This is a genomic window from Pseudomonas mandelii (assembly GCF_002251635.1).
In the GTDB taxonomy this organism is placed as follows: domain Bacteria; phylum Pseudomonadota; class Gammaproteobacteria; order Pseudomonadales; family Pseudomonadaceae; genus Aquipseudomonas; species Aquipseudomonas mandelii_B.
Window position 1 is genome coordinate 1 of record NZ_NMOJ01000008.1, and the last position, 12739, is coordinate 12739.

Annotated in this window: 10 protein-coding genes; all 10 read right to left on the minus strand. The window is 51.4% G+C overall.

The features are described from left to right. Window positions 1-376 precede the first annotated feature (376 nt). The 10 genes from B7L09_RS01115 to B7L09_RS01160 all read right to left on the minus strand — a co-directional run bounded on the left by B7L09_RS01115 (window position 377) and on the right by B7L09_RS01160 (window position 12725). Entirely contained in the window at window positions 377-1348 is a 972-nt protein-coding gene (locus tag B7L09_RS01115) for a tetratricopeptide repeat protein (RefSeq protein WP_010460491.1), read from the minus strand. Between the two features lie 5 nt (window positions 1349-1353). After that, window positions 1354-2334 carry a tetratricopeptide repeat protein gene (locus B7L09_RS01120; RefSeq protein ID WP_010460489.1) on the minus strand — a complete coding sequence of 327 codons (981 nt, stop codon included), beginning with the start codon at window positions 2332-2334 and terminating at the stop codon, window positions 1354-1356. Between the two features lie 16 nt (window positions 2335-2350). Then, the gene (locus tag B7L09_RS01125; RefSeq protein ID WP_010460488.1) at window positions 2351-2809 is read right to left on the minus strand and encodes a hypothetical protein; all 459 of its coding nucleotides are present in this window, start codon (window positions 2807-2809) and stop codon (window positions 2351-2353) included. Window positions 2810-3239: 430 nt separating this feature from the next. Then, window positions 3240-3677 carry an SEL1-like repeat protein gene (locus B7L09_RS32195; RefSeq protein ID WP_238547511.1) on the minus strand — a complete coding sequence of 146 codons (438 nt, stop codon included), beginning with the start codon at window positions 3675-3677 and terminating at the stop codon, window positions 3240-3242. Next, a complete protein-coding gene (locus tag B7L09_RS01135; RefSeq protein ID WP_083376701.1) occupies window positions 3674-3895 on the minus strand; it encodes a hypothetical protein in 222 nt (73 codons plus the stop codon). Before B7L09_RS01135 ends, B7L09_RS32195 begins: the two co-directional genes overlap by 4 nt. Before the next feature lie 12 nt (window positions 3896-3907). After that, entirely contained in the window at window positions 3908-4885 is a 978-nt protein-coding gene (locus B7L09_RS01140; protein ID WP_010460484.1) for a tetratricopeptide repeat protein, read from the minus strand. Between the two features lie 15 nt (window positions 4886-4900). Continuing rightward, a complete protein-coding gene (locus tag B7L09_RS01145) occupies window positions 4901-8458 on the minus strand; it encodes a LysM peptidoglycan-binding domain-containing protein (protein WP_010460481.1) in 3558 nt (1185 codons plus the stop codon). A 29-nt stretch (window positions 8459-8487) separates the two neighbouring features. Next, window positions 8488-9354, minus strand: a complete 867-nt coding sequence (locus B7L09_RS01150) for a DUF4123 domain-containing protein (protein WP_010460479.1) — start codon at window positions 9352-9354, stop codon at window positions 8488-8490. 9 nt (window positions 9355-9363) lie between these two features. Next, complete coding sequence (locus tag B7L09_RS01155; RefSeq protein ID WP_141213414.1) at window positions 9364-11397, minus strand: type VI secretion system Vgr family protein; 2034 nt, start codon at window positions 11395-11397, stop codon at window positions 9364-9366. A gap of 383 nt (window positions 11398-11780) precedes the next feature. Then, entirely contained in the window at window positions 11781-12725 is a 945-nt protein-coding gene (locus B7L09_RS01160; protein ID WP_094467397.1) for a carbohydrate kinase family protein, read from the minus strand. Window positions 12726-12739 lie beyond the last annotated feature (14 nt).

The following is a 12739-nucleotide window of genomic DNA, read 5'->3' on the forward strand; positions in this document are numbered from 1 at the left end:
CCGCGCTGCTAGGCGCTGGATTTTGAATTGCGTCATGAATNACATTTGAAAACGTACATAGATCTTTTTCTCTACGTCCAAGCTGAATCATGGCATAAACATCCCCTTGTGCCGCGGAGACCTCATACCACTTTCGTGCTTCAGGAATCCTGTAATGATTTTCCTCCTGAGCGATTCACCCAAATGATATTGCGCTTCAGCGTCGCCAGCCTCTGCGGCTACTGTTAGGTATTGGGTGGCTGAAACTGATTTGTATTGATTGTAAAGTGCTATTCCTTTTGTCTTGGCTGTGTTTGCTTCAGGTGTTAGTTGAGTTTGCGCGCTAGCTAAAAATGTCAGCGCTAATAGGCCCCATAAAAATAAATTTTCACCGCGTTTAACGACTCAGCTTATCAGGGAAAAATGAAAGTGGAGGATGAGTAATCTTCCATTTCTGAGCGAACTCTTTAGCTTCAATTATCTGTTCGGGTGTCATCTTTGCCGCAATTTTTGGGAGTTTGCTTTCGACTCTGGCCTGAATCCCGCCACCGCCGTCGAGTTCTCTCAAAGAGTATACAAGTGCATAGCCTTTAATTATGTCGAATGGAAAGCCATATTTGTCTGGTTCATGAGCTAAATCGGATCCATGGCCATAAACTGTAGATGCGTAGCCTGCCAATGCTGCTTGTTCATTCCAATGGCGAAAACCATCCATATCTCCCTTTTCGTACAAGATCGCCGCATATTCCATCATCGATTTTGGATATCCGCCCTCTGCAGAGGCTTTGAACCATTTTTCAATTGCTTCCGTGCGCTTCCATGGTAGAAGAAATTCATCACCTTGCTTGTAGCCCACGGCCATCCAATATTGTGCAAGCGCAAAACCGGCCGAGGCTGATTTTGCAAGCCAGCTTTTTTCTAGCATAAGCTCGTACATGATGTACATAGCTTCGGCGTCTCCCGCTTCTGCTTTGGGTTTTGCTAAATCTCGGGCTTCATTTAACCACTCAACCGGTTTCTTTTTATCTTTGGGGCGATCATTTTTCAGGTCGCAAATATCATTTTTGCTGCGGCCGAGTTGGATCATGGCATACAGGTCACCTTGAGCAGCAGCAGCTTCATACCAATGTCTGGCTTCGGTAGTCATGTAGTGGTTTTTTGTTCTCAATGATTCTGCTAGAAAATATTGTGCTTCGTAATCCCCGGCTTCAGCGGCAACGGTCAGGAAGGGGGTGGCAGTAACAGTTTTGTATTGATTGTAGAGGATTAGCCCCCGAACTTTTGCTGCTTGTTCTTTTTGGGATAGTTGCGCGAGTGCGCTACTTGAAAGCGCAGTAATTAATAGCGCGCATACTAAGTGGATGCTCATTTATGTTAGCGACTCAATTTATCAGGAAAAAATGACAGAGGTGGATGAGTCGCTTTCCAGTTTTTTGCAAATTCGTTAGCTTCTGAAATTTCTTCAGATGTCATTTTTTCGGCGATTTCCGACAGGGTTTCATTTACGTAGACCTGTACATCTCCACCGCCGTCAAGTTCAGATAGTAATGAGGTCAACGCATAACCTTTAATCCTATCTAATGGGAAGTCGTAAAGTGATGGTGAATGCGCCGAATATGCGCCGTAACTACTAATTCCTGACTTGTACCCTTTTTGGGCTGCTTCGATAATCCAATGACGTGCCACCGCCAAATCGCCTTGATCCTCATAAATAAACGCAGCGTACTCCATCATTGCAGGAGGGTAGCCTCCTTCTGCAGATAGTTTCAGCCAATTTCCGACTGCCTCATGCCGCTTCCACGGTAAGAGGAAACCGTCCCCTTGCCTGGTTCCAATTGCCATCCAGTATTGAGCTAATGCATGTCCAGAATTTGCAGATTTCTCCAGCCATTCGTCCTTAAGCGTTAGTTCATACATTAAGTACATCGCTTCGGGATCACCACTTTCAGCAGCAGGTTTCGTCAAATCTAGCGCGCCTTTCAACCATTGCGCCGGTGTTTTTGTACTTTTAGGGCAGTTGCCCATATTGATACAGAGATTATCACCACTTCGTCCGAGCTGTATCATTGCATAAATGTTATTTTGGTTTGCTGATTCCTCGTACCAATGTTGCGCCTCCTCAGTCATGTAACGTTTTGTATTTCTAATTGATTCGGCTAAATAGTACTGAGATTCCGCATCCCCTCCTTTTGCGGCTATCGTCAAATGCTGTATTGCAGGCACCATCTTGTATTGATTGTAAAGAGCTATTCCCGTTTGTTTTGCTGCAGTCAATTCAGCCGTAGGTTTTGCAAGCAATTGGCAAGAAAAAAGCAGGGAAAAAATTGCAGTAGCGAGTGTGAGTTTTTGGCGCATGTGTTGTCCTCGGTTTCTACTGGCCGGGACCAATGTACTCGGCTCTGCCGGCGGGTAAATATGTTCGGCCATAAAATTGGCTGCGTTGGTAGTAATTATCACTAATTGCGCCTAATAATTTCACATGTTGAGCATATCGAGTACGCATTTTTTCGTTTTCTGGATCAGCAAGTCTTAGAACTGCATCTGACATAAAGTTGTCAAGCGCCAGTCGATTTTCGCAATAAAGTTGCGTTTCATTCGCTGGCTTTAATCCAAAGCGATTCATGCGCATGCAGATCTCCTCGAACTGGCTCTGGGCTTTATCGACGGTATTCTGTTTTTTTGCGTTATCTAATATCCATCTAAGAATACGCTCAATTGCTCTTTGTTGGATTAGGTGTGCTTGGTTTTTGTCGTATTTGCGTTCTGCTTTGTTGTCCGATGAATTGGTGCTGATAATACTGAATTCGTCTGCAGGGCTTATTAAAGTCATGAGTAGTGGGCCCAAAGCTCCCGGCGTCCAGCATGCCTTTAATTCCGTCCTTTGAATAAGCTGGTGCGGATGGTGCGGCATTAAACCGACTGGTTCAAGGTGCCAAATGGCGTAGGTGTGTAATGTAATTCATTTGTTAACTCATAGCTTGTCGGGGAAGAAGGGTAGTGGTGGGTGAGATTCTTTCCATTCCTTAGAGAGCATTTTTGCTTTCTCTATTTGCGCTGGAGTCAGCTTGGCGGAAATATCAGGAAGTACATGGTTCACAGTCCGGCATTTCGCCGCCACCATCTAACTCAAGCAGAGCGTGAAGTAATGCATAGGACTTGATCGGGTCGTAGATATATCCAAACTCAAATGATTCTTTCCCTAAGTTTGATCCATATCCAAAAATTGCAGTCGCGTATCCGGTTTCTGCCGCTCTTTGGTTCTAGAGTCTGAATCCTTGCATATCTATTTTTCCGCTAGGATTGCTCTGAGGGTAGCCCCTTTCAGCAGAAGATTTCATTAAGCGTTCAAAAACCTCTGTCCGATTCGATGGTAGTAAAAAAAAGCCCCGCCCTTCACGATAGCTTACCCCTAAAAAGTACTGCGCAAACGCGTACCCATTTTCGGCGGATTTCTCCAGCCATTTATCATCGCCGGTAACTATAAACATTAGGTACATCGCTTCTGCGTTTCCTTTCGCAGCTTCTACGCTAGCGGTATCTAACGCCAACTTCCCCCAAACGCCAGGTTCCTTTCGGCTTTCTGGGCAGTTACCCATAGTTACGCAGAGATCATTTTTCTCTCCTGCGAGCCTTATCATCGAGTATATATCGCCTTGGAGGGCCGATGCTTCATAGGCACTCATAGCTTCAGGAGTCATATATTTTTTTTACGAATTGCTTCGCTGAGATAATATTGGGCTTCGTGATCACCTGTTTGGGCCGCTAATTCAAGGAGTGGCACTGATGAACTTGTTTTGAACTGATTATAAAGTGTGATGCCTTGTGTTTTAGCGGACTTCAGGTCCGAAGTAGATTGTGCGCTAACCTCTGAGGACAAATCGATCGCGAAGAGGGCTACGAAAAAATACGCTTTCATAGTGTTAATCGTTCATAGCTTGTCAGGGAAGAAGGATAGTGGTGGGCGGGTTGCTTTCCATTCCGTCAGGGTTTTTTTTGATTTTTCGATCTGTTCCCCAGTCATTTTTGCCGCGATTTCCGGGAGTTCATCTTGTGCAAATTCTCGCATGCCGCCCCCACCGTCTAGTTCAAGCACCCAGGAAATGGATGCATAGGCAGTTACTAGATCCTCCTTAAAGCCGTATTCCGGCGATTGTCCTGCTAAGTAAGAGCCATAACCGTATACAGCGCTGACATATCCAGTCATTGCAGCTTTTTCATTCCACGACCTGAATTGCTCCCAGTCCTTTTTTCGACCCTGAATCGCGGCATACGCCAACATACCTTGAGGGTTGCCACCCTCCGCAGATGCCTTCATCCAGCGTTCGACCATCTCCGCGCGTTTTGAAGGTGTCAGGAAGAAACCTTTACCTTCACGGTAATCCGCCGCTAGATAGTACTGCGCTAGCGCAAAACCTCCGTCTGCGGATTTTTCAAACCATTTGTCGTCTCCGGTTATCCGGTACATCAAATACATAGCCTCGGCGTCACCTTTTTCAGCTTCTTTCGTAGCAGCCTCTAAGGCACTTTTGGACCACTCGTTTGGCGATTTTTTTTCACCTGAGCAGTTGTTCATCTCAACGCAGAGATCGTTATTGCGCTGAGACAATCTTATCATTGCATATATATCACCTTGGCGAGCAGAGGCTTCATACGCGCTCTGAGCTTCTGGAGTTATATATTTGTTATTTTTGCGTAACGCTTCGCCCAAGTAGTACTGTGCTTCACGATCGCCACCTTCCGCTGCTGCCTTCAGATAGGGGACTGCAGATATGGCTTTGAATTGATTGTAAAGCTCAATACCCTTTTCCTTTGCTTTCACTTGCTGTGTCGATACTTCTGCCTGCGCCACAAAGCTAAAGAATAGGGTTGATAAGGCAATGCAAACGGCATTTTTCATTTTTAACATGTTTAGTTGACTCGATTATAAAGGGCCGGAATATTTCATGGTGGTCATCGGGATATAGCTATTTTCCCGAAAGTCCAGCTTGCAGAACGCGTCTATACGCTGACCCATTTTCTTCACATTTGATTTATAGCGGGCCCGAGCTTTAACGCCTTCCGCACGTTCCATGCTAAGTACAGGAACTGCCATAAAATTATCTAGTCTGTATCTATTCTCACAATACGCTTGCCCGGACTCTTTAGGTGCGACGCCTAGTTTGTTCATGCATTTACAAGCGTCCTCAAATAGCTGTTGAGCTTTGGTTAACGCTTCTGCGCCATCCGCCGTTGATCCTACCCAATAAATCACTCTGTCGAGAGCTCGTTGTTGGAGCAAACGTGCTTCCTGTTTTACGTACTTACGATCGGTACTTTTACTTTCACTTGTGTCTTGGTTCGTTGAAATTACTGAAAACTCTTCCGGCTCAGAACTGAGCGTCATAAGGAGGGGGCCCAAGGCCGCGGGAGTTGCTTCCATAAACCATTTTTGCAATTCGGCTTGATTTTCATATTCAATAATAGTGTCTGCAATGGGCCCTCCCTTTCCACTACTGGTCATCGCGTCATATAGATTCATAATAACGTCGATGCCCATCATATAGATCATTGCAACATCCAACCCGACCGCACCGAGCATGTTCAGTGCAGAAGCCTGTTCAGCAGCCTCTGGAGTAATCCAGCTAATAGAAGCGCCTTTAGCTTTATACAGCTCACGTCGATAAATATTGATAAGCTCTACAACAGCCTCGTAACCTACCTCAAATTTGAAACTACCACTTGCACCCGGCCCAAGAACAACCGTTGCTTTAAGATTGAGAATGAATTTACCCTTATCCAGAGAAACTCCAGCATTGCCCTGCAAGCCCGCGCCATAGGCAGCACCTAAAGATCCGCTGAGGTTGGCAAGCGTTAGCCATTGGCTAGCGCTCGTAGCCTCCTTGCTGTTATTGATTCCGGTGGAGGGTCCTGCCCGCAATACAGCCAATGCTTTAGGCGGAGCCCAATTCAAAGCCCCTGTCAGTTGGATACCTGCTTGCACGCCGGCGAACAGATTGAAATTGGCCTTTATGCCATTTTCAATTTGTACGTTGGCGGCCTTGCCGGACATGACTTGGCCACTTGATTTGGTATCGACAGCCGTGAGCGCCTTGGACTTGTATTCAAGGTCAGGGGTAGGGCTGGTATCACCATTGTCGGCTTTGGTTTTGATCGTTTCTTCGTGGGTCTTCCGTTCGGCCTTTGCTTCGGTATCTTCGCGCTGTGCCGGTTTGACAGGGCTGAGTGTCGCGCCATATTTGGTATTGCCGCCTATAGGGACCAGCTCAATACTACCGGCGAGCATGAGCGACGCACCGGCGTATCCCCACGCACGGGCACCGAAATGGAAGGACATACGGCCGAGGTTCAAGGTCTGAAGTTGAGGATTACCTTCGAGATAGTAATCGACCGTCACATCCTTGGCTTTTTCGCGAGTCGGCATGTCGATTTTAAGCAGTTCCACTTCACCTCGAGCCAAGTCAAAGCTCAGTGACGCACTGGCCGACGTCTTGAAGCCTTCAGCGGCAGAGAAGGAGGGACCTTCCAGTTTCACTTCGCCATGCAGTTTTTTTTGCGGCGGCGCAAGGCAGCGGACAAACTGCGCCTGCTGGCTCTTGTCGAAAAGCCTCACTTCACCACGAACACTCTTTTTGAATACGACCTGCTTTAGATGCTCGCCCCATTCTTTTCGCGCACCGGCATCCTCAAGCTGAGTCACTTTATAGCCGTTGGTTTGCAAGAAGCTGTAAAACTTGTCGATATTGAACCAACCATTGGTATCAAACCAATCGCCGGCTTGATCTCCAATTTTTAGCGCGCCCTGGCTTGCCAGCCACTGGCCAAATACCTTCTGCGCGCTGTTTTTATTTGCACCACCGTCACCATTTTTTGGGATGCCTTCAAGAATTTTTTTTGCGCTCTTGCCGGCTTTTTTCAAGTCTTCCTCAAGAAGGTTTGGCGCACCCTTGAGGTTGAGCAAACTGAACCACTTCAACGGCGTGCCGCTTGTAGCCAGTGTGCTGACCTCTCTTAGCGGAAAGCCATCTTTGACAAGCCGATCAACCGGCTGAGGCTCAAACTGTTCAGGCTCCCATAATAAGTGACGTCGAATAGGGTCAGCAGCGACTTTTTGTTGAGCCTTTTCGTGTAAGCCCTGTTTTACAACTTGCAAACGGTCCCATTCGGCACGTTCGGCTTCGACCAGACCGGCAGGTGCCTGGGCATTTTGACCCGTCGCTTCGATCCAGTTTTTGTATTTTTCACGCAAGCGGTTATTGATTTCCGATTGCTGTTTTTCCGTATCGAGAAACAACTTGAACTGCTCGATACCTGTAGTGATGTCATCGCCACTGATCAATGCGTACTCAGGTAAGGCGATCCCGTATTCCGCTACTTTGATAATCGCGTCGGTGTATTCGTGATAGGCAAACGACTTGGCTTCGCCATGCTTCCACGCCAGGTAGGCGTATGTATCGCCTTCGCAGGTGTATAAACACTTCTGCAGTTCATCACGCTTTTTCTTGTCAGTTTCAAGGAGCTTGGCGATATCTTCCTGAGCCTGTGGCTTGATGCCACCTTCACTGATCAGCGCCTTGCGTTTCTCCAGGTAATTTTGGACGCGAGCGCGAGCCTCGATTGCCCCGGCAGCGAACAACGTACCGTTCTCGTACGTATGACCCTTCTTTTCGGCGGCGGCAATAGCTGTTTTTTTTAGCGCCAACCACTCGCTGCGTAACTTGCGTAGCTCGCTGTAATCATCCCGGATACGGTTCTGAGTATCGATATCCGACTGAAGCTGATCTATACGTGAGCGCTGAGTATCGGTTTTCGGCGTTTCGGCCTTTGGTGCGTCCTTTTCTTTTGCGCGTTTTACTTCTTGGCGGCTGCGAAGGACCATTCCTGGGTCCATTTCGATATTCGGTTCCTGAGCTTCAATCTCCTCCATTCGTTGGCGCTGTTCGCCCTCGAGAAAATTACTCAGTTTTGGCTCAAGGAAGTAATTCAGTAATCCGCTGTCATCTAATCCCTTGAGGCGCTCATCGCGGGATTTACTCGGGGCAATTTGATTCTCCAGAGCGTGCATCGCCTCCTTCATCGAGGAGGCGGCGCGCTCGGGCAGTAACCAAAACTCTTCTTCGTCAGTTGCATAAATTGCGGTGCCGTACGTGTTGGAACAAGGCTTGGGCTGATCCTTGAAGCTGGGGGCGCACGTTTCTGTAAAGTCTTTTTTCGGCCCCAAGTCAATGGGCTTAGGGCCAGGCGCACTTGCACTTTCGGCCGTTGGAGCAGGTTGGGAAGCTGCCGTTGAAGGGGCCGCTGGTTTTGCAACCGCTTCAGCCTGAGCACTCTTGGGAACACTAAGATTCCAACCCGGTTTAATCGCACTCGGGTTGGTAATGAATGGATTCATCTGGCGCAGTTGCGCAACATTGGTGTTGTAGCGAGTAGCAATCTGGCTGAGCGTTTCACCAGGATTGACTGAATGATTGGTAATTTCCATGGTGCTTCCGTTCTGTTGTTGCGTCGGGTTCATTGGGGATTGGCGGATGCTGTTTGCATCAGCTGTTCAACCTTGATGAATGACTCTTCCCTGGATTGCAGGATGGCCATTGCTTCTGGCCGTGTTTCAAGCCGCGGTCCGTCGACGACGGAGGCGAGCTTGAGCAAGTGATCACCTTCGTAGATGTTGTTTTTGAGCAAAAGGTCCAGGTTCTCGGTAATTTCATTGATCCGGTCATCACCGGGCTTACCGAACGCTGCATATTGCTCATCGACCCAGTACAACCACCCCAGCCGCGCTTGAATCTTTGCTGCGTTGTCGGGAAGGTTGAACGCCGGGCCATCGCCACGCCACTTCAGTTCCGACTTCGCCGTCCAGGACAGCCACGCGCCGCGCTCTTTGCCGAAGTGTCTCGGGGCAGGGCTATACACTGCTTGCCAAGGACCGAACAATTGAATGGACGTGTCGCCTGCGGTGTAGGCCAGCGCAGCCCACAGGCTAGGTTTGTGATAACTCAACAGGCTTTGGCCGCCGGAACCGTCGTTGGCTCGTAGCAACCAGCGCGCGTGTGCGAGTGCCTGAGTGGCGTCTTCTGCGACCAGGGCAATGCCCGAGTGATTTTCTTCGCACAATCGCGTGGCTTCGACTGCCAATCGGCTGCCCCAAGGTGCTGTGAGCCAGAGCGGACCGTCATTGGCGATTTCCGCAAAGTCAGTGCTGCTGTACAAGGCTTGAGCATTCATCGGTTCGCCGATGCGATACAGACGCGACATCGCCTCGGGTTGGCGTGCGCGATCGATGATGAAACACAGGACCTGACTGGACTGTTCCCTGGGCAGCGACTCGAATCCGTAACGAGGTGCGGCCAGCAGGGTGTTCATGGCGGTTACATGCATGTGCAATCCTTACGGCTGCAGGCGCCGTTGCTTTGTTTGCCGCTCCAAATCAGCCACCGCATTAAACTTGCCAATCGGCGGAGCACTCAGCAGTTTCCCTGCTGCGGCAGCCGCTGCTGCACCCGGAATAATCGGCGGAAGAATCTTAATCCCGCTCCCCGAACCCGGCGATCCACCCGAATTGGTCTTCACCTCAGCCCCACTGATCGTCACACCCCCCGCATCAACCTTGACGAAACTCCCGCCAGCCTTGGCCGTCAGTTCCATCCCACCTTCAACCACCACCTTCTGCCCAGCGTGGTAATGAATCTCCTGACCCGCCTCGACAAACTGCGCCGTCCCCACTTTCACATGCTGAGTTGTAGCCACGGTCAGGTGATCATCCGCCCGCGCTTCAGTCTTGCGGTCCAGATGGGTAATCCGGTGTTCTTCAACCTTGAACTCGCTGAACACATTGGCCTCAACCGTGTCATGGCGTTCATTGCCGATGCGGATTTTCTGGTCGTGCTCGATGTTTTCATCCCAGTCGCGCTGGGCATGCAGGTAGATCTGTTCCGCGCCTTTCTTGTCTTCGATGCGGAACTCGTTGTAACCCTTGCCGCCCGGGGAACTGAGGGTTTTGAAGGTGCTGCGGGTCTTGTTCGCCGGCAGGTCGTAGGGGACGACGTTTTCCTTGTGGAACAGGCAGCCGGTGATCAGCGGTTGGTCGGGGTCGCCTTCGAGGAAGGTGACGAGGACTTCCATGCCGACGCGCGGGATGGCGATGCCGCCGTAGGCACTTCCGGCCCAGCCGGTGGCGACGCGCAGCCAGCAACTGGTGTTGTCGTTGGCCTGGCCGTCGCGGTCCCAGTGGAATTGCACTTTGACGCGGCCGTATTCGTCGCAGTGGATTTCTTCGCCGGGCGGGCCGGTGACGATGGCGGTCTGGCTGCCCAGGACTTTCGGTTTCGGGTGTTCGAGGGCAGGGCGGAAGTGCGCGTCCCACGGGGTGGCAAGGAAGGTGTTGCGGTAGCCCTGATGGAAATCGTCTTTATTGTGGGTGACGTCGCTGGTGACGTTTTTGCCGAGCACTTGCGGCTGCTTGCCTTCGTGCACGACTTCGAGCAACAGCCAGAGGTCGTTCCACTCGGCGCGCGGGTGTTCGCTCAGGGCCATGAAGTGGCCGCTCACCAGGGTGGGCTCGTCGCCTTTGCCTTCGGCGAGTTGGTAATCGCTGCGATGGCGTTCCAGCGCACGGGTTGCCAGTTGTTTGCCGCGTTCGCGGGTCACGAAGCGGCCGGGGTAGTCGTAGTCTTCGAGGTCCGGGGCGAAGGTGCTCTTGGCGGTGCCTTCGGGCAGGATGCTTGGTTTCTCGAAGTCGTAATCGCGGCGGCTGACGCGGGAAGTCCGGGTTTCCAGGCGCAGGTTGAAACGTTTGATCACCGGTTTTGTGGCGGCCATGCCGGAGTCTTGCTGGTAGGCCACGGGTGCGAGTTTGCGGAACACCGTCTGGTCATCGCCGAAGACGAGTTTGTGGCCGCTGGCACTGTGTTGGAAGTGGAAGTGAATGCCTTCCTCTTCACACAGACGCTGGATGAAATGCAGGTCGGATTCGTCGTACTGCACGCAGTAATCGCGCTCGGGGTAGATCGCGCCGAGCTGGAAACTGTAGGCGTCGGCCAGGATGCCGCGTGCTTCTAGGACCTGGGCAATGATCTTCGGCACACTTAAATGCTGGAAAATCTGCTGGTCATGGTTGTGACGCAGGTAAGCAAGTTGCGGAACCAGGCTGATGCTGTAGCGCGTCAGGCTTTTGCCGGAGTCGCCTTGCTCGATGCGATAAACCAGACCGTGGATGATGCCTTCGCCGGTAGCGCCGAAGGTCAGGCAGCCAGGCTTGTGCAGCAACTCTTCGAGTTTCAGGTCGGGACGGGCGCTGACCAGTTCGATGTCGAAACAGAACGGTTGGTTGAGGGTTTCGCGACCGACGAAGCTGAGCACTTGCAGGTCAACGGAAACGCCTTCCAGCGTCAGGGAAATATGGGTTGCGTTCGCGTCCAGCATGCCTTTAATTCCGTCCTTTGAATAAGCTGGTGCGGATGGTGCAGCATTAAACCGACTCGTTCAAGGCGCAAATGGCGTAGGTGTGGAGGCCTTGGGCTATCGGGAAAACCCTTAGATACGGGGTTTTGGCCAATGGATGCGGGGGGTTGTTGCTCCATCCTCTCCAGCACATCCTTGCATCACAGGGGCGGGGCGGCCAGAAACTGATAGTCATTTTCAGACTAAAGTCATCTGTAGCCCTTGTTGGGACCGAAAGTTGGCGGTGTGTGTTACACCGCCATCGCGGGCAAGCCCGCTCCCACAGTGATCTCCAGCGAACACAGATTTTGTGTTCGGCAATGATCATTGTGGGAGCGGGCTTGCCCGCGATAGGGGCCTGTCAATCAGCGAAGATCCAATTGCTGCCGATACGGCAAATCCGGCCCCGTCTTGCTGCACGTCAACGCTGCCGCCTTCACCGCAAACTTGAACATCCCGTCGATTTGCCCGCGCTCAAGCGATTGCACGCCCTCAACCGAATCCAGTTGCTGCTCGGTCAACCAGGTAATCAATGCCGCCTGAAACGTATCACCCGCGCCCACGGTATCGGCGATTTTCACTGCGCTCGCCGGCACCGACCACGAACCGTGCGCACGGCTGAACACCGTTGCACCCTCGCCACCGCGGGTCAGGAACACCAACTGACAGCGATGTTGCAGCCAACCCTCAATCACTCGCTGCGGATCTTGCTCGGGGTACAACAGGCTCAAGTCTTCATCGCTGACTTTGATCAAGTCGGCCAACTCAACCAGCGTCGCAATCCGCGAGCGCCACAGGTCGATGTTCGGCTCAGGATTGAGTCGTACATTAGGATCAAGGCTGATCAGGCGTTTGCCGCTTTCACGCTGCACCAACGCCAGTAAGGTGTCGGCAATCGGCTGCACCACCAAAGAATACGAGCCGATGTGTAAACCGCGCACTTCCGGCCCCAGCTCAGGCAAATGCTCAGGTTTGAGCTGCCGATCTGCGCAACCTTCACCGCGAAAGCTGTAGTGAGGCGAGCCATTGGCACCGACGGCGACCATCGCCAGCGTGGTCGGTGCGGCGAAATCCACGAGGAAATCCGGGCGTACACCTTCATCCTGCAGCACTTGCTGCAAGCGTCGCCCAAGGTAGTCGGTGGACAACCCGGCAAACAGCGCCGCCTCCACGCCCAACCGACGAAGTCCAACCGCCACGTTGAACGGCGAACCGCCGGCAATCGCTTTGTAATTGACCTTGGAGGCCTGCCCGCTGGCATCCTCTTCACTGAAAAAATCGAACAGCGCTTCGCCACACACCAGATACATAGTCGTTCGCTCTT